The 24,742-nt window shown below is 70.9% G+C and carries 26 protein-coding genes and 1 tRNA gene; 11 read left to right on the top strand and 16 right to left on the bottom strand.

Annotated elements, in window-relative coordinates; all coding sequences use genetic code 11:
* The first annotated feature begins 64 nt into the window (after positions 1-64).
* Positions 65-253, top strand: coding sequence for an AbrB/MazE/SpoVT family DNA-binding domain-containing protein (locus ACWDD7_RS00135; RefSeq protein ID WP_450455333.1), 189 nt, complete (start codon positions 65-67; stop codon positions 251-253).
* Here the strand turns inward: ACWDD7_RS00135 and ACWDD7_RS00130 are convergent.
* Positions 200-652, bottom strand: coding sequence for a very short patch repair endonuclease (locus ACWDD7_RS00130; RefSeq protein WP_450455826.1), 453 nt, complete (start codon positions 650-652; stop codon positions 200-202). The two genes, ACWDD7_RS00135 and ACWDD7_RS00130, sit on opposite strands and share 54 nt — an antisense overlap.
* Positions 653-1,056: 404 nt before the next feature.
* Complete coding sequence (locus tag ACWDD7_RS00125; protein ID WP_450455332.1) at positions 1,057-2,388, bottom strand: DNA cytosine methyltransferase; 1,332 nt, start codon at positions 2,386-2,388, stop codon at positions 1,057-1,059.
* A gap of 263 nt (positions 2,389-2,651) precedes the next feature.
* Here ACWDD7_RS00125 and ACWDD7_RS00120 point away from each other — a divergent pair, with 263 nt between their 5' ends.
* A complete protein-coding gene (locus tag ACWDD7_RS00120; protein ID WP_450455824.1) occupies positions 2,652-3,404 on the top strand; it encodes a PE-PGRS family protein in 753 nt (250 codons plus the stop codon).
* Here the strand turns inward: ACWDD7_RS00120 and ACWDD7_RS00115 are convergent.
* The 4 genes from ACWDD7_RS00115 to ACWDD7_RS00100 form a co-directional block, all read right to left on the bottom strand.
* Positions 3,334-4,980 carry a PE-PGRS family protein gene (locus tag ACWDD7_RS00115; RefSeq protein WP_450455330.1) on the bottom strand — a complete coding sequence of 549 codons (1,647 nt, stop codon included), beginning with the start codon at positions 4,978-4,980 and terminating at the stop codon, positions 3,334-3,336. The genes ACWDD7_RS00120 and ACWDD7_RS00115 overlap by 71 nt on opposite strands.
* A gap of 225 nt (positions 4,981-5,205) precedes the next feature.
* A tRNA-Pro gene (locus ACWDD7_RS00110) sits at positions 5,206-5,279 on the bottom strand.
* A 67-nt stretch (positions 5,280-5,346) separates the two neighbouring features.
* Complete coding sequence (locus ACWDD7_RS00105) at positions 5,347-6,075, bottom strand: Pr6Pr family membrane protein (protein WP_450455329.1); 729 nt, start codon at positions 6,073-6,075, stop codon at positions 5,347-5,349.
* A gap of 55 nt (positions 6,076-6,130) precedes the next feature.
* Positions 6,131-7,057, bottom strand: coding sequence for a metallophosphoesterase (locus ACWDD7_RS00100; RefSeq protein ID WP_351869302.1), 927 nt, complete (start codon positions 7,055-7,057; stop codon positions 6,131-6,133).
* Between the two features lie 94 nt (positions 7,058-7,151).
* On the opposite strand from ACWDD7_RS00100, the gene ACWDD7_RS00095 reads away from it, so the two are divergent.
* The gene (locus ACWDD7_RS00095; RefSeq protein ID WP_351869305.1) at positions 7,152-7,619 is read left to right on the top strand and encodes a GatB/YqeY domain-containing protein; all 468 of its coding nucleotides are present in this window, start codon (positions 7,152-7,154) and stop codon (positions 7,617-7,619) included.
* Positions 7,620-7,760: 141 nt separating this feature from the next.
* Here the strand turns inward: ACWDD7_RS00095 and ACWDD7_RS00090 are convergent, their stop codons facing one another.
* Positions 7,761-10,055, bottom strand: a complete 2,295-nt coding sequence (locus tag ACWDD7_RS00090) for a transglycosylase domain-containing protein (protein WP_450455327.1) — start codon at positions 10,053-10,055, stop codon at positions 7,761-7,763.
* Positions 10,056-10,549: 494 nt separating this feature from the next.
* Between ACWDD7_RS00090 and wblA the strand changes: the two genes are divergently transcribed.
* Entirely contained in the window at positions 10,550-10,888 is a 339-nt protein-coding gene (wblA, locus tag ACWDD7_RS00085) for a transcriptional regulator WblA (RefSeq protein WP_285557034.1), read from the top strand.
* A gap of 108 nt (positions 10,889-10,996) precedes the next feature.
* Here wblA and ACWDD7_RS00080 read toward each other — a convergent pair whose 3' ends face one another.
* Together ACWDD7_RS00080 and ACWDD7_RS00075 are read right to left on the bottom strand one after the other, a co-directional pair.
* Positions 10,997-12,457 (bottom strand): ArsA family ATPase, encoded by a 1,461-nt coding sequence (locus ACWDD7_RS00080; protein WP_450455325.1) that lies wholly within the window; start codon positions 12,455-12,457, stop codon positions 10,997-10,999.
* Positions 12,454-13,431 carry an ArsA family ATPase gene (locus tag ACWDD7_RS00075; RefSeq protein WP_450455324.1) on the bottom strand — a complete coding sequence of 326 codons (978 nt, stop codon included), beginning with the start codon at positions 13,429-13,431 and terminating at the stop codon, positions 12,454-12,456. Before ACWDD7_RS00075 ends, ACWDD7_RS00080 begins: the two co-directional genes overlap by 4 nt.
* A 100-nt stretch (positions 13,432-13,531) precedes the next feature.
* Here ACWDD7_RS00075 and ACWDD7_RS00070 point away from each other — a divergent pair, with 100 nt between their 5' ends.
* From ACWDD7_RS00070 to ACWDD7_RS00055, 4 genes are all read left to right on the top strand, one after another.
* Positions 13,532-13,690 carry a DUF4177 domain-containing protein gene (locus ACWDD7_RS00070; protein WP_018547934.1) on the top strand — a complete coding sequence of 53 codons (159 nt, stop codon included), beginning with the start codon at positions 13,532-13,534 and terminating at the stop codon, positions 13,688-13,690.
* A complete protein-coding gene (locus ACWDD7_RS00065) occupies positions 13,687-14,151 on the top strand; it encodes a RidA family protein (RefSeq protein WP_351876670.1) in 465 nt (154 codons plus the stop codon). Before ACWDD7_RS00070 ends, ACWDD7_RS00065 begins: the two co-directional genes overlap by 4 nt.
* A gap of 68 nt (positions 14,152-14,219) precedes the next feature.
* Entirely contained in the window at positions 14,220-15,113 is an 894-nt protein-coding gene (locus ACWDD7_RS00060) for an NUDIX hydrolase (RefSeq protein WP_450455321.1), read from the top strand.
* Positions 15,110-15,940: an MBL fold metallo-hydrolase gene (locus ACWDD7_RS00055; protein ID WP_450455319.1), complete on the top strand. Its 831-nt coding sequence runs from the start codon at positions 15,110-15,112 to the stop codon at positions 15,938-15,940. Before ACWDD7_RS00060 ends, ACWDD7_RS00055 begins: the two co-directional genes overlap by 4 nt.
* Here ACWDD7_RS00055 and ACWDD7_RS00050 read toward each other — a convergent pair.
* Together ACWDD7_RS00050 and ACWDD7_RS00045 are read right to left on the bottom strand one after the other, a co-directional pair.
* On the bottom strand, positions 15,937-16,767 hold the full coding sequence (locus ACWDD7_RS00050) for a nucleotidyltransferase domain-containing protein (protein WP_450455317.1): 831 nt from the start codon (positions 16,765-16,767) through the stop codon (positions 15,937-15,939). The genes ACWDD7_RS00055 and ACWDD7_RS00050 overlap by 4 nt on opposite strands.
* Positions 16,768-16,890: 123 nt before the next feature.
* Positions 16,891-17,565, bottom strand: a complete 675-nt coding sequence (locus tag ACWDD7_RS00045) for a Crp/Fnr family transcriptional regulator (protein WP_014674022.1) — start codon at positions 17,563-17,565, stop codon at positions 16,891-16,893.
* A gap of 325 nt (positions 17,566-17,890) precedes the next feature.
* Between ACWDD7_RS00045 and nth the strand changes: the two genes are divergently transcribed.
* The 3 genes from nth to ACWDD7_RS00030 all read left to right on the top strand — a co-directional run bounded on the left by nth (position 17,891) and on the right by ACWDD7_RS00030 (position 21,037).
* Positions 17,891-18,961, top strand: a complete 1,071-nt coding sequence (nth, locus tag ACWDD7_RS00040; protein WP_450455315.1) for an endonuclease III — start codon at positions 17,891-17,893, stop codon at positions 18,959-18,961.
* Between the two features lie 58 nt (positions 18,962-19,019).
* Complete coding sequence (locus tag ACWDD7_RS00035) at positions 19,020-19,715, top strand: NUDIX hydrolase (protein WP_285557060.1); 696 nt, start codon at positions 19,020-19,022, stop codon at positions 19,713-19,715.
* A 122-nt stretch (positions 19,716-19,837) separates the two neighbouring features.
* Positions 19,838-21,037 carry a MarP family serine protease gene (locus tag ACWDD7_RS00030; RefSeq protein WP_351876664.1) on the top strand — a complete coding sequence of 400 codons (1,200 nt, stop codon included), beginning with the start codon at positions 19,838-19,840 and terminating at the stop codon, positions 21,035-21,037.
* A gap of 22 nt (positions 21,038-21,059) precedes the next feature.
* Here ACWDD7_RS00030 and ACWDD7_RS00025 read toward each other — a convergent pair whose 3' ends face one another.
* From ACWDD7_RS00025 to ACWDD7_RS00005, 5 genes are all read right to left on the bottom strand, one after another.
* Positions 21,060-21,239, bottom strand: a complete 180-nt coding sequence (locus tag ACWDD7_RS00025; protein ID WP_392215530.1) for a hypothetical protein — start codon at positions 21,237-21,239, stop codon at positions 21,060-21,062.
* A 135-nt stretch (positions 21,240-21,374) separates the two neighbouring features.
* Positions 21,375-22,307 (bottom strand): alpha/beta fold hydrolase, encoded by a 933-nt coding sequence (locus ACWDD7_RS00020; RefSeq protein ID WP_450455312.1) that lies wholly within the window; start codon positions 22,305-22,307, stop codon positions 21,375-21,377.
* Complete coding sequence (locus tag ACWDD7_RS00015; RefSeq protein WP_450455311.1) at positions 22,304-22,792, bottom strand: phage holin family protein; 489 nt, start codon at positions 22,790-22,792, stop codon at positions 22,304-22,306. The genes ACWDD7_RS00020 and ACWDD7_RS00015 overlap by 4 nt, the downstream gene beginning before the upstream one ends.
* Positions 22,793-22,889: 97 nt before the next feature.
* Positions 22,890-24,332, bottom strand: coding sequence for a Na+/H+ antiporter NhaA (gene nhaA, locus ACWDD7_RS00010; RefSeq protein WP_450455309.1), 1,443 nt, complete (start codon positions 24,330-24,332; stop codon positions 22,890-22,892).
* 213 nt (positions 24,333-24,545) lie between these two features.
* Positions 24,546-24,742, bottom strand: a 197-nt coding sequence (locus ACWDD7_RS00005) for a hypothetical protein (RefSeq protein ID WP_450455308.1), incomplete at its 5' end; no start/stop codon positions are given.

Genomic DNA, 24,742 nt, shown 5'->3' with positions numbered 1-24,742 from the left:
AGCCCGCGCACCAGCGGCGACGCACCGCCGACGATCCTTCCTCACGCATGCCAGACTGGTTTTCATGATCCGAGAGCCCGCCGAGGTAACCATCGACGAGAACGGTCGGGTCGAGCTGCCCATGGGGCTACTGGCAGAGGCCGGCCTTGGATGCGGCAGCCGTCTGCTCGCCTATAGCGCGGGCGACGGCCGCATCGTGCTACGTCGCGCTGAGGACGCCATCGCCGACCTTCTGGGAGAAGGCGACCTGTGAAGCACGCGTCTTAGGAGCCGTGACCCGGCGCCGCGACCTCACAAGAGCGATGATCTTGTCAGCCGCCTCCGATGGGTCCTCGTGCTCCCAGACCCGCACAGGCAGCCACCCCGACTGCTCCAACAAGCGGTTGGTCTCGGAATCCCTCGCGCGGTTCCCCTCGATCTTGTCTCGCCAGAACTCCTCGTTCGTTCCCGGCCACCGGCAGTGATCTGGACAGCCGTGCCAGAAGCACCCATCCACGAACACGGCCACCCTCACGCCGGGGAAGGCCACGTCAGCGGTTCGCCGCACACTCGCCATAGGGCGATGCGAGACGCGGTATCGCACGCCCCGCTCATGCAGGTGTTTGCGAAGGAGCTTCTCCGGGGTCGTGTCACGCGATCGGTTACCCCGCATGGAGGCACGAACCGAGCGGCTCGCCGCCCAGGAAGACGCCGGCTTTTCCTCCTCGGGCAGCATATGGCCGCGCTCGATGGCCCTACGCCAAGCTTCGGCGAGGTTCTCGCGCCGGGTGTCGTGGTCGACTTCCCCGAGGTACACGGGCTTTCGCGTGGTCCCCCGGTCCGACCAGCGCAAATACGCCCGGATCCGGCGGGTCTTGGTCAGCATCTTCAGCTCGACGGAGGCGCGCGCCCGGCGGCCATCGCCCAAGTCCACCCAGCGCCGGTCCGGCCCACCCGCGGCTTTGTCCTGCTCCGCCGTCGCTTGAGCCCTGGTCCTGCCAGGCCGCCCTTTCCACGCCCGCTCGGGTGGCTGCTTGTCTTTCCAGCGAGCCTGGCGCGGAGTCGCTTTCGCGGAGGTCACCGCGTGCTCCGCGCGTTGTCCAGGGCGGTAGCCACTGCCTTAGCGAAAACTTCACCCAACAGAACGGGCACGGCGTTCCCGAGCTGACGCATTTGCTCACCTCGCGGACCCTCCAGCACCCAATTGTCCGGGAACGTCATGGCGCGAGCCGTCTCCCGCACGGTCATGTACCGGTGCTTGTACCTCCATCCGCCCGGAACGGAGGGGTCGCGAACGCGGTCGTCGGTCAGCATCACCGACTCACCGCCCGGCACCCCGTGGACGCCCGCCTTCACCGTTTTCGCCGGGCGGTCCAGCTCGTTCGGAGTATGCCCCTTGTAGATGCGCGCGCTGGGCCAGCCGATGTGGTTCGTCACGCCGCCCAGGTAGCGCTCCTGTCGGTCGAGGTGCGCCCAGGGAACGGGCGGCAGTGGCGGCTCACCGTTCAGTCCGGCGAGCGCGTCACGGAATGTCCGCCAAGGAAGGAGCGACGTCTCCTCGGTATCGAACGCGGTCTGCTTCGGCAACTCGGCCATGACTCGATCGCGGACGTGGTCCGGCACTTGGTGGCGGTCCCAGTAGTCGCCCTCCCGCATGGAGCGGACCAGGGCGGCATGTGAGTGGGTGGGCTTCACGCTCCGCTCGAACGCCTCAATGTCCACCCCGAGGTCTCGGCGGAAGGCGACGATGATTACCCGGTTCCTGACCTGCGGCACCCCGTAGTTCGCCGCGTTGACGTTAGTGGCGACGACGTCATATAGCTCGTGCCCCCCGGACGGGTCGGAGGTACGGCCGGCCTTCAAGTCGGCATCGTAGGCACGCAGGAGCGCGTCGTGCTCCTGCCACGTGCTGTTGGGATCGCGTTCCCGGTACGGATAGGCCAACTCCCGCAGGATGTACTGGAAGTAGTCCTCGAAGGACTTACGTCGAAGACCGACCACGTTCTCGCAAATCACGGCCTTCGGCTGGATCTCGCGAACGGCACGGAACATCTCCGGGAACATGTTCCGCTTGTCCTCGTCCCCCTTGGCGATCCCCCCCAGGCTGAACGGCTGACAAGGTGGCCCGCCAGCCAGCATGTCAACCTTGCCGCTCAGGTACTTCATGTCGAGCGCGCGGACATCGCCTTTGACGAGGGGGACGGGCCCGCCAGGCTCCGGGATCCACTCCTCCGGGCCCCGCTCCTTGGCGCCGTTCGCCTCCAGCGTCTCGCAGGCGCGTGTGGCGACCTCGCTGTAGAGGAGCGGCCTGAAACCCGCCCGCTCGACGGCCATGGCCAGGCCGCCACCGCCGGCGAACAGCTCCACCGCCGTACGGTCAGGAGATCGTTCTTCTTGCTGCTCAGACATTGTAAAACCATACCGCGGAGTAGGGATCCTTGGAAAGGGTAATGCACTGAGTCATCACCTGAGTCAAGAGGGCACGTGGGTTTATGGCTGTGGTACCACCAGTCGTAACCGCGCCCACATACCCGGTGCCCCCCGGCGCGGCACCGTGGCCGAGGAGAGGACAGGCACCGATCTGGCCGTCTACGGGCGGGGCGCCCAAAGATGCGCCCTCGGCCAGCTACGACAGTGATCTCCGTACCGCGTCGACCAGTGCAGCCGCACGTATATCGTCACCACCTGCGATCCACGTCCGGTTCCTGGAAGGGGATGATGCCGGCCTGCAGGAATGGGTCAGTCCCGGTTGCCTCGTAGCACCGTGGTCAGACGTCGACGCGTTCCGCGCGGACGACGAGGCAGAGCTCAGACTGGCCGAGGCGTCACGCCACGTACGGGGCGGTACGGAGTTCGAGGCCGCGCGCTTGATCCTCGGGTTCGTTCGGCCGAAGAACAGGCTGCGCCTCCGCCGAGGGGTGGCGGACGCGGGAGTTCTGGAACTGAGCCGACTCGACGAGACGGCGCCGCTCATCGGCATGGACGCCACTGCGCTCCGCAGTGACCCGATGGTGCACGAGGACCGCGCCGGCATGTGCCTGGCCGGCTGGCCGGTCACCGAACGCGTCGCCCGTCAGGTAGCGGGCCGCCTCGCCGACGAGATCCTTCCGGAGGTGGACCGCAAGCAGCAGGACATCGAGCAGGAGCGCGCACAGCCCTCCTGGTACTCCTACCGTCGTCGGGACGACCGCAAGTTGGATGCGGAGGCGGCCGTCCTGCGGACCGTCCGGGTGTGGTGCGGCGAGGACAAGGCTGAGCGCTACGACGAGCTGGTCGCACTGCGCGAAGAGGTCATCCGGCTCGGCCAGCTGGCGGAGAAGGCGGTCAAGGCCCTACGCGACCGTGGGCACGGCGTCATCGCCTCCACCATTGAGCGCGACCTTGGCGTCCATATCGCCAGCCTTGATCCTGACGTGCGTCGATAGAGCCGCGCCACGGCTCCGGGGTCGGCTTCGGCGGCTCGGGCCGTGCCGCAGGCTGCTCCCTCTCCGGCCGGTGCGGGTTCCAGCCGCCGAGAAAGGGCCGTAGCTGATCTCCCGTCGGCTCCGCGTGGAAGTCGAGAACGGCCAGGCCCCTGCCGTTCATGGTGGGGTCCAGCCGGTCGGCCTCCGCCTTCCCCCAAGCGGACCACTCTCGCAGCCTCTCGGCTTCGACGGCGTCGTCCGATGTCGCGGCGGCTTCGTCCAGTGCGCCGCAGAACACCCGGATCTCTCCGGCCACCTTCCACTGCTCAAGGGCTGTGCCGAAGTGCTCCGCCCGTGCAGCGTGAACCGCCTTGATCGAGGCGGCACTGACTGCCGACTCCCACTCCCGCCGCGCGCGCTCCTCCCGCTCCGCTTCCAGACGCCGACGCTCCGCCTCCTGCCGCTCCCGCTCCTCTCGCAGGCGCCGCTGCTCCGCCTCCCGTTCCAGCCGAGCCCGCTCCTGCTCCTCCGCGCGCGCCTTCAGCGCCCGGAAGACCGAACCGACCTGCTCCTCCAACGGCTTCTTGGCGGTGTCAGCCCATTCCTTCTTCCAGCCGTAGTTGTGGCCGTAGCCGTAGCCCGAGTGCTCACTGATCAGCAGTTCCAGCTCGCCGGACGGCTCGAACCTGTGCGCCGGCGTCACCCGCTGCCAGTCGTACGTACGTCGGCCCGGCTGCTTGGGCACGTACCGGACCTGCTTCTGCCGTTCGCGGAAGCCGACCTCGTACGTCCTGCCGTGGACGGTGAGCAGGGGCTTGGGCTGCTTGCGCTTCTTGGACACCGTGATCTCGCCGTGGCGTGCGAGGGCTTGCTCGGCGAGGAGCCGGAGCAGCGAGAGAACTCGCGGCAGGACCTCCTCCGAGACCTCGAAGGCGCTGTGGTCCGCCGTGACAGCGGCGATCACGTCCTCGACATCGCTGATCACCCGGCTACGCGCCAGCCGGATCCGGTTCCACTCGGTGTCGTCCTCACCCGACACCCTGAGCAGGCCGAGGAAGAAGTCTCCCTTCGCCCGGCCGCTGTACTTCAGGTGGTACCCCTCGGGCGCACACTGCCGGGCTGCGTCGAAGGCCCTGCGGTAGCGGGCTCGCTCGTGGTCGCTGGGGTTTGGGATCCGTAGGAACCGCCCAGCCTGTTGTACCTCCGCGATCAAGGCGGCTCCGATTTCGGTCGGCGATGCCTGTGGGGGCTTGGTGGTGCGTTGCGGCGCCGGCTTCGTCGTGGACGGAGCTGTGTCTTGCTTCTGCGGAGGAGGGGCAGGACGTGTGCGTTGCTCGGAACCCGTCGACCGCTGCTTGCGCGGCGCCGGTTCCGGCCGGTCCGGGTGATGGCCGTGTTCCAGGTAGAAGCGCCCCGCGTCAGTGATCTCCGCCTGCCACTTCCCATCCTGCTTGGGCATGGTGATCAGACGCCGCTCCTTGAGCGCGCGGGCGGTGAGGGCGAGCTCTGGGCTGTCCGACGTGACGGGGTCGGCTCCGTCCCCGATGCGGGTGAGGAGTGCGAGCTGCCGGTCATTTAACGGAGACCATCGGTGCATGGCGATCGTCGTACCGCCTGTGATCGGCCTCGCACAACCGTAGGGATGACCCTTTCCCAGCGTGAGCGGCAAAGAGCGGGCTGGACGGCGGACGGCCGCTCGCTGGGAGCCGCCGGGAGCCGGTTTCTGGAAGTTGGCTCCCGGCGGCTCCCAAAACGGGGCCACAAAGCAAATCAGGCCCGGTGCTGATCTCTCAGCACCGGGCCTGATTTGGTGTTACGGCTGTCGGGGTGGCGGGATTTGAACCCACGACCTCTTCGTCCCGAACGAAGCGCGCTGCCAAGCTGCGCTACACCCCGGTGTCGCTGCTTCCCGCGGCGACGTCGTTTACTTTAGCCCACCAGGGGCCAGGAAACGAAATCCGATTCAGAGGCGGCGGCGGAACGGGGTCGGGCGGGTGTGGTCCAGGGCCACCAGGAGGACCGCCAGGGCGTAGATCGCGAGGCCCAGGAGGAGGGCGTTGGCCAGGGTGGAGCGGTAGCCGTGGGCGGAGGCGTTCAGGAAGGGGTAGAGGTAGGGGGCGCCGCGGGTGAGGTAGAAGGCCAGATAGGCCAGGGGGTAGAGGAGCCAGGTCGTGGGCTGGCGCAGGTGCAGGCGGGCGGCCGGGGTCAGGCACAGCCAGTCCAGCAGGGCCGCCGCCGGGGCCACCGTGTGGAGGAGCTGGAGGCTGATCCACTGGGTGTGCCAGCGCTCCGGAGGTGCCGAGGACGCCGTCATGGAGAACGTGGTCCGGGCCAGGAGCAGGTGGTACGTCAGCGCGGACACCAGGGCGTACAGGAGGGCCGCGCCCGTCAGCCAGGACGGGAGGGGGTGGCGGGCACGCCAGGCCCGGGAGGCCGACAGGAGCATCGTCAGCGTCAGGAGCGCGCTCGCCTGCACGGCGAAGTAGCTCAGCGCGTGGGCCGGGGTGCCGGCCAGTACCGCCAGGACGACGCCCGCCGCCGCGGCCAGCGCGGTCAGCAGGCGGAACAGCGCCGTCCGGGGGCGGTGGGAGGGGGCCAGCACCGCCCTGGCCGGGGCCGGGGAACGCGGCAGCAGCGGGGACGCCGGGACCGCGGGCAGGTCCGGGATCTCCCTGGGTATCGGGGCCGTCATGCCCTCACGCTAGGAAGGGGGAGGCGCGAGGGCCATGCGGCTTGGGCCAGGTGGGCTAGGACCTCGGGACCAGCGTCAGCAGCGTCGCCTCCGGGGGGCACGCGAAGCGGACCGGGGTGTAGCGGTTGGTGCCGCAGCCCGCCGAGACGTGGAGGTAGGAGGTACGGCCCTCCGCGGTGTGCGTGGACAGGCCCTTCACCCGGTCCGTGTCCAGGTCGCAGTTGGTGACCAGGGCGCCGTAGAAGGGGATGCACAGCTGGCCGCCGTGCGTGTGGCCGGCGAGGATCAGGGGGTAGTCGTCCGCCGTGAACGCGTCCAGGACGCGCAGGTAGGGGGCGTGCACCACGCCGAGCGAGAAGTCGTACGACTCCGTCGGGCCGCCCGCCACCCTCGCGTAGCGGTCGCGCTTGATGTGGGGGTCGTCCAGGCCGGTCAGCTCGATGGACACGCCCTCGATCTTCAGGGCGCCGCGGGTGTTGGTCAGGTTCACCCAGCCGGCCTCGTCGAAGCCGTCCCGCAGGTCCTCCCACGGGTTGTGGATCGCGCCCACCGCCGGCGCGTTGCCGTTCAGGCCGTGGCGGCCGTTCGCCTTCTCCATCAAGTAGCGGGCGGGGTTGCGGAGTTTGGGACCGTAGTAGTCGTTCGAGCCGAAGACGTACGCCCCAGGGAACTCCATCAGCGGGCCGAGGGCGTCCAGCACCTCCGGGACGCCCTCCGGGTCCGACAGGTTGTCGCCCGTGTTGATCACGAAGTCCGGGCGCAGGCCCGCGAGCGAGCGCAGCCAGCGCTGCTTCTTGCGCTGGCCGCCGACCATGTGGATGTCGGAGACCTGGAGGACACGCAGCGGGTGCATGCCCGTCGGCAGGACGGGGACGGTCACCCGTCGCAACCGGAAGGAGCGGGCCTCGAAGCCCACCGCGTAGGCCAGACCGGCGGCGCCTGCCGCCATGATTCCCAGGGGAACTCCGTATCGCGCGCGCATATGACCATCGTGTCAGACCACAGGGGCCCGATGAGACCGCCCGCCCCCGAAATCAGCGGGCGCCCGCCGTCCCGCACCTGCGACAATCGACCACATGACCACCACGCTCAAGTCGAAGCTGCAGGACGACCTCAACTCCGCGATCAAGGAGCGCAACGAGCTCCGCTCCTCGACGCTCCGGCTGACGCTCGCCGCGATCACCAAGGAGGAGGTCGCGGGCAAGGAGAAGCGGGAGCTGTCCGACGACGAGGTCCTCAAGGTGATCACCCGCGAGGCGAAGAAGCGCCGTGAGGCGGCCGACGCCTTCGCGCAGGGCGGTCGTGCCGAGTCGGCCGAGCGGGAGAAGGCGGAGGGCGAGGTCCTCGCCGAGTACCTGCCCAAGCAGATGACCGACGAGGAGCTGGACGCGATCGTCGCCCAGGCCGTCGCGGAGGCGAAGGCGGCGGGCGCCGAGGGGCCGAGGGCCATGGGCGCCGTCATGAAGATCGTGAACCCCAAGGTGGCCGGCCAGGCCGAGGGCGGCCGCGTCGCCGCCGCGGTGAAGAAGCTCCTCCAGGGCTGAGCCCGCCCCCGTCACGAAGGCGCCGCGCCCCGTGAAGCTCCGGTCTGCGGAAGCAGGACAGGATGCCCGTATGACGGTGGGGCCGCACCCCCGAAGAAGGGTGTGGCCCCACCGTCGTACTTTGTCGTCCTCCCGGAGGACCTAGCGGCGACCCCCGGTCCCCCCGTTCGCCCGCCCGTTCGGCCCGCCGTTCGTCTGTCCCTGGATGATGTTCGCGGGCGGCGTCGGCACCGCCCCGCCGATGTCACCGGTTCCGCCGGTCAGACCGCCGAGCAGGCCGCCGATCAGCTGTCCCTGGTTGCCGCCCGTGGCGCCCTGCCGGCCGCCGTTGCCCCGGCCCTGGTTGTTGTCCCCGGAGCCCTTGTCGTCCGGGATGTCGACCAGGTTGAAGTCCTCCACCGGCTTGCCCTCCAGGGCGCCGTTCATCATGTCGCGCCAGATCGGGCCGGGGACCTCACCGCCGTAGACCTTGTCGTGCGGGATGCCGCCGATGGTGATGTTGATCATGTGGCGCCGGTGCTGCGGGTCGCCGACCCAGACCGCGCCCGCCATGTTCGGGGTGTAGCCGACGAACCAGGCGGCGAAGCGCTCGTCCGTCGTACCGGTCTTGCCCGCGCTCGGGCGGTCGCCGAGGCCGGCCTCCTGGCCGGTGCCGTCCTCGACCACGCCCTTGAGGAGCGTGCTGACGGTGTCCGCGGTCTTCTCGGACATCGCGCGCGAGCAGGTCGAGCGCGGCACCGGCAGGGACTTCACCTGGCTGCCGGTGGTCCGGGTGACCGACTCGATGGCGATCGGGGTGCAGTACATGCCGCGCGAGGCGAAGGCGGCGTACGCGCTCGCCATGGTCAGCGGGGACATCTCCTGGGTGCCGAGCGCGATCGAGGGGGCCTGGTCGATCTTGCGGCCGTCGGCGCGCGACACGCCCATCTTCTTCGCCATGTCGATCACCGGGCAGATGCCGATGTCGCCGATCAGCTGCACGTAGTAGGTGTTGACCGACTTGGCGGTCGCCTCCTTCATGCCGTACGGCCCGTGCTCGGACTCGTTCTCGTTGGTCAGCGTGGCCGGCTTGGCCGGGTCGTTGCGCCAGGTCCTGCCGTTGCAGGCGGCCACCGGGCTCGGGTACGGCATCTCGTACGGCGACGGGTACTCCTGCGTCGCGGGCTTGCCGCCCTCGATCGCGGCCGCGGCGACGATCGGCTTGAACGTCGAACCGGGCTGGTAGCCCGCGCCGCCGCCCATGTCCTGGTTCACCGACAGGTTGATCTGCGTCTCGTCCTTGCCGAAGCCGTACGGCCGCGACTGGCCCATGGCGAGGATCTTGCCGGTGCCGGGCTCGACGATCGTCGCGGCCGTCGCCACCGGGTCGGACTTGTAGACGTGGTCCTTGACGGAGTTCTGCACGGACTGCTGGGCCTGCGGGTCCAGCGTCGTGCGGATCGTCAGACCGCCCTGGTTCCAGAGCTTGGCCCGCGCCTCCTTGGTCCTGCCGAAGACCGGGTCGGTGAGGAAGACCTCGCGCACGTAGTCGCAGAAGAAGCCGGCGCCCTGGACCGCGGTGATGCAGCCGTTCCTGGGCTGGCTGGGGTGCAGTCCGAGCGGCTCCCGCTTGGCCTGCGCGGCCTCCTGCGGGGAGATGTCGCCCAGCTCCGCCATGCGCTGGAGGACGATGTTGCGCCGCTTGGTGGCCTCCGCCTCGTCGTTGACCGGGTCGTAGCGGCTCGGGGACTGCACGATGCCGGCCAGCAGCGCGGACTCCTGGAGGTTCAGGTCCTTGGCGTGCTTGGAGAAGTACCGCTGGGAGGCGGCCTCCACGCCGTAGGCCTGCTCGCCGAAGAAGGTGATGTTCAGGTAGTTCTCAAGGATCTTCTTCTTGCCGAGCTGTTCCTCGATCTGGATCGCGTACTTCAGCTCGCGGACCTTGCGGCCCATGGTCTGCTGGGTGGCCTCGGCGACCTTCGTCGGGTCGTCGCCGGCCTCCTCGATGAAGTAGTTCTTCACCAGCTGCTGGGTGAGCGTGGAGGCGCCCTGCGCGACCCCGCCCTCCTGCGCGTTCTTGTTCAGGGCGCGCAGCACGCCCTTGAGGTCGATCGCGCCGTGCTGGTAGAAGCGCGAGTCCTCGATCGCGACGATCGCCTTCTGCACGTACGGCGACATGTCCTTGAGGTCGACCACCGTACGGTCGCGGGAGTACACGCTCGCGATCTGTTGGCCCTTGGCGTCCAGGATCGTCGTGCGCTGGCTCAGCTGCGGACTCTTCAGGTTGGCCGGGATCTCGTCGAAGCTCTTGACCGAGCCCTTGGCCGCGAGGCCCAGCGCGCCGGCCGCGGGCAGCGCGATGCCGGCCATCACGGCTCCAGCGAGGACACTGACACCGAGGAACTTCGCGGCCTGCTGCAACGGTGACAGACCACCGCCCGAGCGCTTCTTTGGCATGGGGGCAGCCTAATCCGTACTCCTGAGCGTTCCGAGGGAGCGGCTTGCCTTCGGGATGTTCCGGCACCGGTGCGGAGCACCGCGTGCTGCCTGACCTGCCTACGTTTCCATTTCCCGGACAGGTGCGCAGCCCTTGGCCTAAGCTGCTCCCAACTGTCACGGCAATGCGGCTCCGTACCACTTCGTCCGGCGTCCCGAATCGTTGCGATCCACCGGTGTCGGCCGTCGAGGCGTGTCCGATTGCGCCTCGTGTGTCACTTGGTGTCCGCTGTGGCGCACCGTAGCTGTCCTGGTTCGCCGGGATGGTCGCGTATGTCGCCAGCTCACTCCCGCGGGTGATCTGCCGCTTACCCATAGTCCGTTCGGGCCATTCAAGATTGGGCCCGAAGGGGGTGTTGCGCTGTGTCCACCTTCCGTAACGTCCTCAACTGGCTGCGGTGAATATGCCGCTGCCGCCGTGGGGGAGCCTCGATTCGGGAGAGGACGGCGCCGGTATGGGCTGGGTAACCGACTGGAGTGCGCAGGCTGCCTGCCGCACTACCGATCCGGATGAACTGTTCGTTCAGGGAGCAGCGCAGAACAGAGCCAAGGCGGTGTGCACCGGATGCCCGGTACGCACCGAGTGCCTGGCGGACGCGCTGGACAATCGCGTCGAGTTCGGCGTGTGGGGAGGCATGACGGAGCGGGAGCGGCGCGCACTGCTGCGCCGGCGGCCCACCGTGACCTCCTGGCGCAGACTGCTGGAGACCGCCCGCTCGGAGTACGAGCGCGGCACCGGGTTCGTGCCCCTCGACAGCGACGAGGTGTACGAGAACTACGCGGCCGTGAGCTGACCGGGCACACGTCCGCTGCGCCCCGGGTTCGGCCAGGAGCCCCGGGCGTCCGCGGCTCCTTCGCTTCCGCGGTGCCGGGCTCCGGCTGTGGCCGTGACGGACCCGCTCCTACGACGGTTCCGCCGGGCGCTCCGTGGGTGTGCCCGTCGCGAGCCGGTCGCCGATGTCGCGCAGGCCCGTGAGGTCGTGCACATCGCCGGGAAGCGCGGGTACGTCGACCACCGCCACCTCGGGATGGCGGGCGGTGAAGCGGTCACGCGTGCGCTGCTCGCGTGCCAGCAGATGCATGCGTTCGGCGTGCAGCCTCAGCAGACCCGCGGCGAGCCGGTCGACGGAACGTTCCTCGTCGGCGGGGGAGCCTTCGTCGGAAGCGCTGGTACCGGTTGCGGCCTCGGCCGCGGGAGGTTGTGAACTGCCGTACGCGTCGGGAGAGTTACGAAGTCCAGCTTTCCCTTCCCCCTGATCCACAATGCCGGGGTCGGCAAGATTTTCCGCGGCGTCGAGCGCCCGCTCGGCCGACAGCCGGGCCGCGCCGCTGCCGTGCACCCGGTTGAGTACCAGGCCCACCAGCGGCATGTCCTCGGCGGCCAGCCGCTCCACGAAGTACGCGGCCTCGCGCAGCGCGTCCCGCTCCGGCGCCGCCACCACCAGGAACGCGGTGCCGGGCGCCTGGAGCAGCTTGTACGTGGCGTCCGCGCGGGTGCGGAAGCCGCCGAAGGTGGTGTCCATCGCGGCCACGAACGTCTGGACGTCCTTGAGGAGTTGACCCCCGAGGAGCTTGCCCAGGGTGCCGGTCATCATCGACATCCCGACGTTCAGGAACGCCATGCCCGCGCGGCCGCCCAGCTTGGCGGGGGCGGTGAGCAGCCGGATCAGCCGGCCGTCCAGGAAGGAGCCGAGCCGCTTGGGGGCGTCCAGGAAGTCCAGGGCCGAGCGGGAGGGCGGGGTGTCGACCACGATCAGGTCCCACTCGTCCCGCGCGCGCAGCTGGCCCAGCTTCTCCATGGCCATGTACTCCTGCGTGCCCGCGAAGCCCGCCGAGAGCGACTGGTAGAAGGGGTTCGCCAGGATCGCGGCCGCCCGCTCGGGGTCCGCGTGCGCCTCCACGACCTCGTCGAAGGTGCGCTTCATGTCGAGCATCATGGCGTGCAGTTCGCCGTCGCCCTCGCTGCCCTTCACCCGGCGCGGCACATTGTCGAGGGAGTCGATGCCCATCGACTGGGCCAGCCTCCTGGCCGGGTCGATGGTGAGCACGACCACCTTGCGGCCCCGCTCGGCCGCGCGCAGGCCCAGGGCGGCCGCGGTCGTCGTCTTGCCGACGCCGCCGGAGCCGCAGCACACCACGATGCGCGTCTTCGGGTCGTCCAGCAGCGCGTCGACATCGAGCACACGGGAGGAGACCAGCCGCCGGGCCGCCGCCTCCCGCCCCTCGGCCCCGCCAAGACCCTCGGTCCCGCCAAGACCCTCGGTCCCGCCATGGCCCTCGGTCCCGCCATGGCCCTCGGCCCCGCCATGGCCCTCGGGTGCCGTCTCGCGCCCCTCGGCCTCGCCCTGGTCCTCGGCTGTCATGACACCTCCTGCGTGCGCAGCTCGGCGGCGAGTTCGTACAGCCCCGCCAGGTCCATTCCCTCGGCCAGCAGCGGCAGTTCGTGCAGGGGCAGGCCCAGCTCGCCGAGCGCCGAGCGCTGCTCCTGCTCCAGCGTGTGGCGCTCGGCGTACTCCGCGGCCTGCGCCAGCAGCGGGTCCACCAGCTTCTCCGCGTTGCCGCCGCGCCGTGCCCCGCCGAGGCCGGCGGCCGACAGGGACCGGGCGAGGGCGGAACGGTCCACCGTCCGTACGAGTTCCAGGTCGGCGGCGTCCAACACCTCGGGCCGCACCATGTTCACGATGACCCGGCCCACCGGCAGCCGGGCGGCGCGCAGTTCGGCGATGCCGTCGGCGGTCTCCTGGACGGGCATCTCCTCCAGCAGCGTCACCAGGTGCACCGCCGTCTCCGGCGACTTGAGGACCCGCATCACGGCCTGTGCCTGATTGTGTATCGGGCCGATCTTCGCCAGGCCCGCCACCTCGTCGTTGACGTTGAGGAAGCGGGTGACGCGGCCGGTCGGGGGCGCGTCCATGACCACGTAGTCGTAGACGAACCGGCCGCCGCGGTCCTTGCGGCGCACCGCCTCGCACGCCTTGCCGGTGAGCAGGACGTCCCGGATGCCGGGCGCGATGGTGGTGGCGAAGTCGATGGCGCCGAGCTTCTTGAGGGCTCTGCCCGCGCCGCCCAGTTTGTAGAACATCTGGAGGTAGTCCAGAAGGGCCAGTTCGGGGTCTATGGCCAGTGCGTACACCTCCCCGCCCCCGGGAGCGACCGCGATCTTCCGCTCCTCGTACGGCAACGCCTCCGTTTCGAAGAGCTGTGCGATGCCCTGCCGGCCCTCGACCTCCACGAGAAGCGTCCGCTTCCCCTCGGTCGCGAGGGCCAGCGCGAGTGCGGCGGCGACCGTCGTCTTTCCGGTCCCGCCCTTGCCGCTGACGACCTGGAGCCTGCTCACGTCTTCGAGACTAACCAGTCCGGCCGACCGTCACGCGGGAGGCTGTGGATAACGGGGAGACGACGAGGGAGTGATCGGTCACAGCGGATACAGTCGGCCCATGACCAAGTGGGAATACTCAACCGTGCCGCTGCTCGTCCATGCCACGAAGCAGATTCTGGACAACTGGGGCGAGGACGGCTGGGAGCTCGTCCAGGTCGTCCCCGGGCCGAACCCCGAGCAGCTGGTCGCCTACCTGAAGCGGGAGAAGCAGGCATGAGCGCGGTCGAGGAGAAGCTGGCCGCACTGGGCCTGAGCCTGCCGGAGGTCGTACCGCCGCTGGCCGCGTACCAGCCGGCCGTGCAGTCCGGCGTGTACGTCTACACCGCGGGCCAGCTGCCGATGGTCGAGGGCAAGCTGCCCGTCACCGGCAAGGTGGGCGCCGAGGTCACGGCCGAGGAGGGCAAGGGCCTGGCCCGCATCTGCGCGCTGAACGCGCTGGCGGCCGTGAAGTCCGTGGTCGGCGACCTGGACCGGATCGCGCGCGTGGTCAAGGTCACCGGGTTCGTCGCCTCCGCGGCCGACTTCACCGGGCAGCCCGGTGTGATCAACGGCGCCAGCGAGCTGCTCGCCGAGGTCCTCGGCGACAAGGGCGTGCACGCCCGCAGCGCGGTCGGCGTCGCGGTGCTCCCGATGGACGCGCCGGTCGAGGTCGAGGTCCAGGTCGAGCTGGTCCCGTAGCCCGCCCGAGCCGCCCGGCACCTCCGGCACCTCTCGAACATTCGCCCTACACGGGATAGCCTCCGGCCATGGCGAACGGTCAGTGGTACCCCCCGGAGTGGCCGGACCGCATCCGCGCGCTCGCGGACGGCACCCTCACCCCGGTGTTCCCCAAGCGCGCGGCGACGGTGCTCCTGCTGAAGGACACCGGAGCCGGACCGGTCATCCACATGCTGCGCAGACGCGCCTCCATGGCCTTCGCCGGAGGCGCGTACGCGTACCCCGGGGGCGGCGTCGACCCGCGCGACGACGACACCCGGATCCGCTGGGCGGGCCCCTCGCGCGCGTCGTGGGCCGAGCGGCTCGGGGTGGACGAGACCGGCGCCCAGGCCATCGTCTGCGCGGCGGTCCGGGAGACGTACGAGGAGGCGGGCGTCCTGCTCGCCGGCCCCGACCCGGACACGGTCGTCGGCGACACCACCGGCGACGAATGGGAGGCGGACCGCGCCGCCCTGGTCGCGCGCGAGCAGTCCTTCGCGGAGTTCCTGCACCGGCGCGGCCTGGTGCTGCGCTCGGACCTGCTCGGCGCCTGGGCGCGCTGGATCACCCCGGAGTTCGAGTCGCGCCGCTACGACACCTGGTTCTTCGCGGCCGCCCTCCCGGAGGGGCAGCGCACCCGGAACGCCTCCACGGAGGCCGACCGCACGGTGTGGATCAGCCCGGCCGAGGCCGCCGCCGGGTACGACCGGGGCGAGCTGCTGATGATGCCGCCCACCATCGCCGCGCTGCGTGAGCTGCTGCCGTACGGCACCGCCGCCGAGGCCCTCGCGGCCGCGGCCGCGCGCGACCTCACGCCGGTACAGGCGACGGCCCGGCTCCAGGACGGCGGGATCGTGCTGTCCTGGCCGGGGCACGAGGAGTTCACCAAGCACGTCACGACGCGGTCCCAGGCCGCCGACGCGACCGGTGGAGGCCGCGCATGACCGACGCAAGCGCGCTGCCGGGCCAGCCCAGGGGCGCGGTCGCTTCCGGACCCGCGACCGCGCGGGCCGTCAACGTCCTCGCGCCCAACGCCTCCGCGATGACCCTGGACGGCACCAACACCTGGATCGTCGCCGAGCCGGACTCGGACCTCGCCGTGGTGATCGACCCGGGCCCGCTGGACGACGGCCATCTGCGCGCGGTCGTGGACACCGCGGAGAGGGCCGGCAAGCGGATAGCCCTGACCCTGCTCACGCACGGGCACGAGGACCACGCCGAGGGCGCGGGCCGCTTCGCGGAGCTGACCGGCACCCGGGTGCGTGCCCTGGACCCGGCGCTCCGCCTCGGCGACGAGGGCCTGGCCGCGGGCGATGTGGTCACCGTCGGCGGCCTCGAACTGAGGGTCGTACCGACCCCCGGGCACACCTCGGACTCGCTGTCCTTCCACCTCCCGGCCGACCGGGCGGTGCTGACCGGCGACACCATCCTCGGGCGCGGCACGACGATGGTGGCGCACCCCGACGGGCGGCTCGGCGACTATCTGGACTCCCTGCGCAGGCTGCGCTCCCTCACGGTGGACGACGGCGTGCACACCGTCCTGCCGGGCCACGGTCCGGTCCTGGAGGACGCCCAGGGCGCCGTGGAGTTCTACCTGGCCCACCGCGCCCACCGGCTCGCCCAGGTGGAGACCGCCGTCGAGAACGGCCACCACACCGCCGCCCAGGTCGTGGCCCACGTCTACGCCGACGTCGACCGCTCCCTGTGGCCGGCGGCGGAGCTCTCGGTGCGGGCGCAGCTGGAGTACCTCGGCGAGCACGGCCTGATCTAGGGGGCGTCCTGCGCTCGCGGGCTCTTCACGCCGTGCACGCGCGCGTACTCGGCGGCGAGCCAGGGGCCCAGGTCGTCCACATGGCTCTGGAGCACGTACGGGTCGCCCACGGGCTCCTGGCCGTACTCCGCCGCCCTGAGCAGCTGCGGGGCCCGCCCGGGGTAGTACGCCCCGCAGACCTCGGCCATCTCGCGCAGATCGCTCGTCCAGCCGTTCCAGCGGGTCATGACGAGCGTGAAGCCCGTACGGACGAGATGCCGGGACATGAAGCGCACCAGGCGCCGCCGGGCCGCCTCGTCGTCCGCGGCGGCCGCGATCCGCTCGCGCCAGCGGGGCAGCAGCCGGGCGAGGTCGCCGTTGGTCTCGCGGGCGAGCAGGGAGCCGGGGCGGTAGCGGGGCAGCCGTTCGGCCAGGTCGTCGCCGAGCAGCGGCGTGCACAGACAGGCCACGAACCAGCCCATGTCGTACCGCTCCTGCTCGCCCAGCAGCCGCTCCCGGCCGTAGAGCAGTGTCCCGACCCCGTCGATCTGCGGGAACTCGCGGTCCAGGGCCTCGCCGAGGGCGCGTGTGAGCGCACGGTCGGCGTCGGTCGGCTCCGCGCGCAGGACGACGAGCAGGTCCAGGTCGCTGCGGCCCACGCGCGCGGTGCCGCGCGGGATCGACCCGTAGAGGTACGCGCCGTCCAACCGCGCTCCGAAGACGTCCGGCAACCGGTCCCGTACGGCGGCCACGACCGGCTGGAAGGCGCCGGGCACGCGGTCGAGGGAGCCCTCACGCGCGATGAAGCCGTGGGGGTCGAGTCCGTGGGGGCGGGGTGGGGCGGGCATGGGGCCACTCTGCCGTGCGCCCCGGTGCGGGGCAGCTGGTTTTCGGCAGCGGGCGCCGACGGCCTGCCGGGGGTCGGCCCCGGGGCGCGTCCGAAGAGGCGTGCCCCGAGTGCCGTCCCGGTGTCAGCGGGAGCGCTTGGCGAGCCGCTCCACGTCCAGCAGGATGACCGCCCGCGCCTCAAGGCGCAGCCAGCCGCGCTGGGCGAAGTCCGCCAGGGCCTTGTTGACGGTCTCGCGGGAGGCGCCGACCAGCTGGGCCAGCTCCTCCTGGGTGAGGTCGTGGACGACGTGGATGCCCTCTTCGGACTGCACGCCGAAGCGGCGGGACAGATCGAGCAGGGCGCGCGCCACGCGGCCGGGGACGTCGGAGAAGACCAGGTCGGACATGGCGTCGTTGGTCTTGCGCAGTCGGCGGGCGACGGCGCGCAGCAGGGCGCCGGCCACCTCGGGGCGGGCGTTCAGCCAGGGCTGGAGGTCGCCGTGGCCGAGGCCGAGCAGCTTGACCTCGGTCAGCGCGGTGGCGGTGGCGGTACGCGGGCCCGGGTCGAACAGTGACAGCTCGCCGATCAGCTCGCCGGGACCGACGACGGCGAGCATGTTCTCGCGGCCGTCGGGGGAGGTGCGGTGCAGCTTGACCTTGCCCTCGGTGACGACGTACAGGCGGTCGCCCGGGTCGCCCTCGTGGAACAGGGAGTCGCCGCGGGCGAGGGTGACCTCGCTCATCGAGGCGCGAAGCTCCGCGGCCTGCTCGTCGTCGAGCGCCGCGAAGAGCGGGTTGCGCCGCAGAACGTCGTCCACGAGTTATCTCCTTGTCGACCTGCTCAGGGGATCTTGTTCCCCCGTGTGCCCGGGGACCGTGTTCTCATTTTGCCGGACGGTCCAAACAGTGTGATCTGTCACAAGGATGCCGCACCGGTGTGCCCGGGTAAGCGTCAGGGGTCCAATCGGGGACCGATCTTCGGGGTCCGGGGCGGATGCGGGCGCCGGGCTCTAGGCTGGCCGGGTGTCCAAATCGCCGGTGAGAGCACAGGCCAAGGGGGCTTAGCGGGTGGTTGTACGTCGCGATTCCGCTGTGGGCGAACAGGGCCCCGGAGGCAGTGGGAAAAGCAGAAAAAAGGCGGAAATGACGGAAGAGACGGGTTCCGCAGGGAAGGCGGCATCCGCCGGGAAGGCGGCGTCCGCCGCTAAGGCACCTTCCGCGAAGAAGGCCGCACCGGCCGGCGAGCCCGCCGGGAAAGTGGCCCGCGCCGGGAAGCCGGCTTCCGCCGGGAAGGCGACCGCTGCCGGGAAGCCCGATTCCGCCGAGAAGCCCGTTTCCGCCCGGAAGGTCACCCCGGCCAAGAAGGTCGCGGCCGCCGGCGGATCGGTCTCCGTGAAGAAGGCCGCGCCCGCGAAGAAGGTCGCCGTGACGCCCCCGGCGAAGGAGTCCCGGACCGCCCTGGTCCGCCGGGCCCGCCGGATCAACCGCGAGCTGGCCGAGGTGTACCCCTACGCCCACCCGGAACTGGACTTCGAGAACCCCTTCCAGCTGCTCGTCGCCACCGTGCTGTCGGCCCAGACCACCGACCTGCGCGTCAACCAGACGACCCCCGGGCTCTTCTCCCGCTACCCCACCCCCGAGGACCTGGCCGCCGCCAACCCGGAGGAGGTCGAGGAGATCCTGCGCCCCTGCGGGTTCTTCCGGGCCAAGACCAGGTCGGTGATAGGGCTGTCCAAGGCGCTGGCCGAGGACTTCGGCGGTGAGGTGCCCGGCCGGCTGGAGGACCTGGTCAAGCTCCCCGGTGTCGGTCGCAAGACCGCCTTCGTCGTGCTCGGCAACGCCTTCGGGCGGCCCGGGATCACCGTGGACACGCACTTCCAGCGGCTGGTGCGGCGCTGGCGCTGGACCGAGGAGACCGACCCGGACAAGATCGAGGCCGCGGTCGGCGCGCTGTTCCCCAAGAGCGACTGGACCGACCTGTCCCACCACGTCATCTGGCACGGCCGCCGCATCTGCCACGCCCGCAGGCCCGCCTGCGGCGCCTGTCCGATCGCCCCGCTCTGCCCGGCCTACGGCGAGGGCGAGACGGACCCGGAGAAGGCGAAGAAGCTGCTGAAGTACGAGAAGGGCGGCCTGCCCGGCCAGCGGCTCAAGCCGCCGCAGGCGTACCTGGACGCGGGCGGCAGGCCGGCGCCGCCCCTGGGGGCCGCGTGACGGAACGATCTCGACGGCCTCGGCGTTGGACGGGGCAGAGCGACGGGGGTGGGCGACGATGACGCGGGCCAGTGAGACGGGATACGGCGCGGTGACGCTGAGTGGTCAGGGGCTGCCGGACTGGCTGGACCCGGTGGTGCGCGCGGCGGAGACCGTCGAGCCGCTCCAGCTCAGCCGCTTCCTGCCGCCGGAGAACGGCTCGGGCCGGCAGTCCGCCGTGCTCATCCTGTTCGGCGAGGGCGAGCGCGGTCCCGAGCTGCTGCTCATGGAGCGCGCCGGCTCGCTGCGCTCGCACGCGGGCCAGCCGTCCTTCCCGGGCGGCTCCCTCGACCCCGAGGACGGTGATCCGCTCGGCGAGGGCCCGCTGCGGGCGGCCCTGCGCGAGGCCGAGGAGGAGACCGGACTCGACCCCTCGGGCGTGCAGCTCTTCGCCGTGCTGCCCCGGCTCTACATCCCGGTCAGCCGCTTCGTCGTCACGCCCGTGCTCGGCTGGTGGCGCGAGCCCAGCCCGGTCGGGGCGGTGGACCCGAACGAGACGGCGCGGGTGTTCACGGTCCCCGTGGCGGATCTCACGGACCCCGCCAACCGCACCACGGTCGTCCACCCCAGCGGGTTCCGTGGTCCGGCATTCCAGGTCGAATCCGCCCTGGTGTGGGGCTTCACGGCGGGGGTCATCGACCGGTTGCTGCACTTCGCGGGCTGGGAGCGCCCCTGGGACCGGGAAAAGCTGGCCCCGCTCGACTGGAGCTCATGACAGGGTGATCCCCGTGCTGTCTCTTTCCCGGGGACGCTGGGTCCCTCTGTCCCCGTGGGGGCGGGCCGGACGCCTCGTCCGAGCCGCGGGAAGCGGAATGGAGTAGGCGAGGGCCTGAAGCGGTGAACGTGCTGGACATCCTGTTGCTGGTGGCGGCCGTGTGGTTCGCGGTCGTGGGCTACCGCCAGGGCTTCGTCGTGGGCATCCTGTCGGTGATCGGCTTCCTGGGCGGCGGCCTCGCGGCGGTGTACGCGCTGCCCGTGGTCTGGGACGCGGTGACCGGCAGCGCGGAGGTGGGTACCACCGCCGCCGTCGTGGCCGTGGTCGTGGTCATCGTCTGTGCCTCCGTCGGCCAGGCCCTGACCACCCACCTGGGCAACAAGCTGCGCAAGCACATCACCTGGTCCCCGGCCCGTGCCCTGGACGCCACCGGCGGCGCCCTGGTCAACGTGGTGGCGATGCTCCTGGTCGCCTGGCTGATCGGCTCCGCCCTGGCGGGCACCACCCTGCCGACCCTCGGCAAGCAGGTACGCGGCTCCAAGGTGCTGCTCGGGGTCTCCCGGGCGCTGCCCGCGCAGGCCGACACCTGGTTCGCGGACTTCTCCTCCGTCCTCGCGCAGAACGGCTTCCCGCAGGTCTTCAGCCCGTTCTCGGACGAGCCGATCAGGGACGTCCAGCCGCCGGACCCGGCCCTCGCCGGCAGCCCGGTCGCCACCCGCGCCCAGCGCTCCATCGTCAAGGTCACCGGCACCGCCCAGAGCTGCGGCAAGGTCCTGGAGGGCACCGGCTTCGTCTTCGCCGACCGCCGCGTGATGACCAACGCGCACGTCGTCGGCGGCGTGGACGCGCCGACCGTGCAGATAGGCGGCGTGGGCCGGCGGTACGGCGCCAAGGTGGTGCTCTACGACTGGAAGCGCGACATCGCCGTACTCGACGTACCGGACCTCAAGGCGGACGCCCTGAAGTTCTCCGCGCCGGACGCGGCGGGCGGCGACGGCGCGATCGTGGCCGGCTTCCCGGAGAACGGCTCGTACGATGTGCGCGCCGCCCGCGTGCGCGGGCGCATCTCGGTCAACGGCCCGGACATCTACCACCGCGGCAGCGTCCGCCGGGACGTCTACTCGCTGTACGCGACCGTCCGCCAGGGAAACTCCGGCGGACCCCTGCTCACCCCTGACGGCAGGGTGTACGGGGTGGTGTTCGCCAAGTCCCTGGACGACGCCGAGACCGGCTACGCGCTGACGGCGGACGAGATCCGCCCGGACATCGCGCGCGGTCGCGCGGCGAACGAACAGGTGGGTACGGACAGCTGCGCGCTGTGAACCCGAACCGCCGGCGAGCCGTTCAGCCGCGCGGGTGACGCAGGCGCACCGAGACCCAGCGGGCCCGGCGGCGGAGGATGCGTGGGATTCCCACCCGCAGGTCGCCTTCCGCGAGTTGCGGGGTGCCTCGTTGAGGCGTGCTCAGGCCCACGGCCGAGCGGCGGTTGCGGGGTGCGTCACTGTAGTCGTGCGTCCAGCCCATACCCCTCCGTGTGCCCCCGCCCCAAGGTCGATAACCGCTTGGACGGCGGCCAATTGGCCTATGCGGCGGGCATGTGGCCGAACGGGGGACAAGCAGCGAGGAACCGGACACTCCACGCGTCGGTCCCGTCACCCGTCACCGGTCGGGCTCGGGGTCCTTCAGCCAGTTGATCAGCTCCGTCGAGAAGGCCACCGGGTCCTCTTCGTGCGGGAAGTGCCCGAGACCGTCGAACAGCCGCCAGCGGTACGGCGCTTCGACGTACTCCCCGGAACCGGCGGCGCTGCGCGTGCGGCTTACCGGATCGAGTGAACCGTGCAGATGCAGCGTGGGCACCCGCACCGGCCGCTTCATCCTGCGGTAGAACTGCACGCCGTCCGGGCGCGCCAGGGAGCGCACCAGCCAGCGGTACGGCTCGACCGAGCAGTGCGCGGTGGAGGGGATGCACATGGCGCGCTGGTACGCGAGCACCGCCTCGCCCTCAGGCCGGCGCGGCCCGGACCAGTCGCGGATCAGACGGCCCACCAGCTCTCCGCCGTCCGCGGTGAGTTGGCGCTCCGGGATCCAGGGCCGCTGGAAGCCCCAGATGTAGGAGTTGGCGGCCGTCTGCCGGGCGTCGCGCAGCATGGCCGCGCGCCAGCGCCTCGGGTGCGGCATCGAGACCACCGCGAGCCGCCGCACCAGCTTGGGGCGCATGGCCGCCGCCGTCCACGCCAGATAGCCGCCGAGGTCGTGCCCGACGAGCGCGGCGTCCGGCTCGCCGAGGGAGCGGACGACGCCGGTGACGTCCAGGGCGAGGTTGGCCGGGTCGTAGCCGCGCGGCGTGCGGTCGCTGCCGCCGACGCCCCGCAGGTCCATGGCCACCGCCCGGTAGCCGGCCTCCGCGAGCGCGACCAACTGGTGCCGCCAGGCCCACCAGAACTGCGGGAACCCGTGCAGCAGCAGCACCAGGGGGCCGTCGCCGAGCTCCGCGATGTGGAAGCGGGCGCCGTTCGCGGCGACGTCCCGGTGGATCACCGGGTGTCCGGGCAGGTCGATCCGTACCAGCGAGGGATGAGCGGGGTCCGTCATGACGACGAGCGTGCCACAGCCTCGATGGCCGCGGGGCTGCGATCCTCGGGAAGCTCCGGGCGCGGGTGCGGCTTGGCGTTCTGCAGCACGCTCGCGGTCTCCTTCATCGAGGCGGCGACCTTCTGCGGGCCCCGGCCCTTCTTGGCCTTCTTCGCGAACACCACGCCGATCAGCGCGAGCAGGCCGGCGACCAGCACATTGGCCGCGAAGGACAGCACGAAGCAGATCGCCAGGTTCCAGTGGGTCCAGGTGCGGATGCCGTACGCCAGGGCGAAGTCGAGCATCGGCAGGGAGAAGACCAGGACCGCGCCGGCCATCGAGAACGCGCCACCGCTGGTCGCGCCGCGCTTCACGTCCTGCTTGAGCTGTGCCTTGGCCAGCGCGATCTCGTCGTGCACCAGCGCCGACAATTCGGTCGTCGCCGAGGCGAACAGCTGGCCGATGCTGCGTTCGGCGCCGACCGGGCTGCCGTCGGGTGCGCTCATCGCGTTCTCCCTCACGAGTTTTCCGTGGCCCTGGGCCGCGCGGGCGTGCCGCCGCCCTGCCCTTGGTCACCGTCTTGATTTGTACCGTCTCGTCAGATCATGCCGGACGGCCGTGTTCCTCGCCTGCCCCGCCCGGTACTTCCGCAAGCCCGTCGCCCTCGGCGGCCGCCCGCTCTGCGGCGATCCGCCGGTGCTCGGCGGCCCTGCGCTCCAGGATCTCGGCCATGCGCAGGTGGTACGCCGGGTTGTCCTCCTCGTAGACGTCGGGGACGCCGTCGAGGTCGTCGTCGCGGTCCTCGGCCTCGCACAGCCTGCGGTACTTGGTGTTGCGTATCTTCAGCAGCACGGTGGCGAACACCGCCGCGATCAGCGATCCGGCGAGGACGGCGGCCTTGGTCTCGTCGGTGAGGAGCGCGTTCCCGTCGTAGGCCAGTTCGCCGATGAGCAGCGAGACCGTGAAGCCGATGCCGGCGAGCGAGGCCACCGCGAAGACGTCCGCCCAGGCGAGGTCCTCGCTGAGGGAGGCGCGGGTGAAGCGGACGGTCAGCCAGGTGCCGCCGAATATGCCGAGCGCCTTGCCGATCACGAGGCCCAGGACCACGCCGAGGGTCTCCGGCCGTGTGAACAGGTCGCCGAGCGCCCGCCCGGACACCGTCACGCCCGCGCTGAACAGTGCGAACAGCGGTACGGCGAGCCCGGCCGACAACGGCCGCACCAGGTGCTCGACGCGCTCGCCGGGCGAACGCCGCTCGCCCTCGCGGGTGGTGCAGCGCAGCATCAGGCCCATGGCCACACCGGCGATGGTGGCGTGCACGCCGCTGTTGTACATCAGCGCCCAGTTGACGACCGCGAGCGGCACGTACACGTACCAGCCGCGCACGCCCTTGCGCAGCAGCAGCCAGAAGACGGCGAGGCCGAGGAAGGCGCCGCCGAGCGCGGCGAGGTTCAGCCGGTCGGTGAAGAAGATCGCGATGATCAGGATCGCGAGGAGGTCGTCGACGACGGCGAGGGTGAGCAGGAAGGCACGCAGGGCGCTGGGCAGCGAGGTGCCGATCACCGCGAGAACGGCGAGCGCGAAGGCGATGTCGGTGGCGGTGGGCACTGCCCAGCCCTGGGTGGAGCCGTGTCCGGTGAGGGCGGTTGCGGTGTAGACGAGCGCGGGTACGGCCATGCCGCACAGCGCGGCCACCACGGGGAGCACGGCCGCCTTGGGGTCGCGCAGGTCCCCGGCGACCAGTTCGCGTTTGAGCTCGATGCCGGCGACGAAGAAGAAGACCGCGAGGACGCCGTCGGCGGCCCAGTGGGCGATCGACAGGTCCAGGCCGAGGGCGGCGGGGCCGAAGGTGAAGTGGCTGACCGCCTCGTAGCTGTGGCGCAGCGTCGGGACGTTCGCCCAGACCAGGGCCGTCACGGCGGCGATCAGCAGGAGAACGCCGCCGACGGTCTCGGTGCGCAGCGCGTCCGCGACGATGGTCCGCTCGGGCAGGGACAGGCGTCCGAGGGCCTTGCGGGCGGGACGCGGGGTGCGGGGCGCGGTCACGGCGGGGACCTCCGGGATCGGACAGGACGGCTTACCTGCCGACCAGACTTCCCGGCACACCCGTGTGGATCTTGTTGCGGTTTTGACGCTTTGCTTACTTTACCTAAATTCTCCCGGGAGGGAAAGGCGGGAGGTGCACGTGGGCCAGGGCATGCGGAAGGGGCGCCCGGCGGCTGCGTGCCGCTGCCGGGCGCCCCGTTTCCGTCGTACGGCTCAGTCGTCGCTGGGGGTGGCGGGGAGTTTGGACTGGATGAGGTCCATGACGCCGGAGTCGGTGAGGGTGGTGACGTCGCCGAGTTGGCGGTTTTCGGCGATGTCGCGGAGGAGTCGGCGCATGATCTTGCCGGAGCGGGTCTTGGGGAGTTCGGCGACGGGGAGGATGCGCTTGGGTTTGGCGATGGGGCCGAGGG

The organism is Streptomyces sp. NPDC001056, from assembly GCF_053598955.1.
This window is presented reverse-complemented; position numbering and strand designations above follow the sequence as displayed.

Excerpts from the sequence above, each read along its gene's own strand:
- ACWDD7_RS00135 (WP_450455333.1), top strand. The coding sequence starts at position 65 with ATGATCCGAGAGCCCGCCGAGGTAACCATCGACGAGAACGGTCGGGTC.
- ACWDD7_RS00130 (WP_450455826.1), bottom strand. The coding sequence starts at position 652 with ATGCGGGGTAACCGATCGCGTGACACGACCCCGGAGAAGCTCCTTCGC.
- ACWDD7_RS00125 (WP_450455332.1), bottom strand. The coding sequence starts at position 2,388 with ATGTCTGAGCAGCAAGAAGAACGATCTCCTGACCGTACGGCGGTGGAG.
- ACWDD7_RS00115 (WP_450455330.1), bottom strand. The coding sequence starts at position 4,980 with ATGCACCGATGGTCTCCGTTAAATGACCGGCAGCTCGCACTCCTCACC.
- ACWDD7_RS00105 (WP_450455329.1), bottom strand. The coding sequence starts at position 6,075 with ATGACGGCCCCGATACCCAGGGAGATCCCGGACCTGCCCGCGGTCCCG.
- ACWDD7_RS00100 (WP_351869302.1), bottom strand. The coding sequence starts at position 7,057 with ATGCGCGCGCGATACGGAGTTCCCCTGGGAATCATGGCGGCAGGCGCC.
- ACWDD7_RS00095 (WP_351869305.1), top strand. The coding sequence starts at position 7,152 with ATGACCACCACGCTCAAGTCGAAGCTGCAGGACGACCTCAACTCCGCG.
- ACWDD7_RS00090 (WP_450455327.1), bottom strand. The coding sequence starts at position 10,055 with ATGCCAAAGAAGCGCTCGGGCGGTGGTCTGTCACCGTTGCAGCAGGCC.
- wblA (WP_285557034.1), top strand. The coding sequence starts at position 10,550 with ATGGGCTGGGTAACCGACTGGAGTGCGCAGGCTGCCTGCCGCACTACC.
- ACWDD7_RS00080 (WP_450455325.1), bottom strand. The coding sequence starts at position 12,457 with ATGACAGCCGAGGACCAGGGCGAGGCCGAGGGGCGCGAGACGGCACCC.
- ACWDD7_RS00070 (WP_018547934.1), top strand. The coding sequence starts at position 13,532 with ATGACCAAGTGGGAATACTCAACCGTGCCGCTGCTCGTCCATGCCACG.
- ACWDD7_RS00065 (WP_351876670.1), top strand. The coding sequence starts at position 13,687 with ATGAGCGCGGTCGAGGAGAAGCTGGCCGCACTGGGCCTGAGCCTGCCG.
- ACWDD7_RS00060 (WP_450455321.1), top strand. The coding sequence starts at position 14,220 with ATGGCGAACGGTCAGTGGTACCCCCCGGAGTGGCCGGACCGCATCCGC.
- ACWDD7_RS00055 (WP_450455319.1), top strand. The coding sequence starts at position 15,110 with ATGACCGACGCAAGCGCGCTGCCGGGCCAGCCCAGGGGCGCGGTCGCT.
- ACWDD7_RS00050 (WP_450455317.1), bottom strand. The coding sequence starts at position 16,767 with ATGCCCGCCCCACCCCGCCCCCACGGACTCGACCCCCACGGCTTCATC.
- nth (WP_450455315.1), top strand. The coding sequence starts at position 17,891 with ATGACGGAAGAGACGGGTTCCGCAGGGAAGGCGGCATCCGCCGGGAAG.
- ACWDD7_RS00035 (WP_285557060.1), top strand. The coding sequence starts at position 19,020 with ATGACGCGGGCCAGTGAGACGGGATACGGCGCGGTGACGCTGAGTGGT.
- ACWDD7_RS00025 (WP_392215530.1), bottom strand. The coding sequence starts at position 21,239 with ATGGGCTGGACGCACGACTACAGTGACGCACCCCGCAACCGCCGCTCG.
- ACWDD7_RS00020 (WP_450455312.1), bottom strand. The coding sequence starts at position 22,307 with ATGACGGACCCCGCTCATCCCTCGCTGGTACGGATCGACCTGCCCGGA.
- ACWDD7_RS00015 (WP_450455311.1), bottom strand. The coding sequence starts at position 22,792 with ATGAGCGCACCCGACGGCAGCCCGGTCGGCGCCGAACGCAGCATCGGC.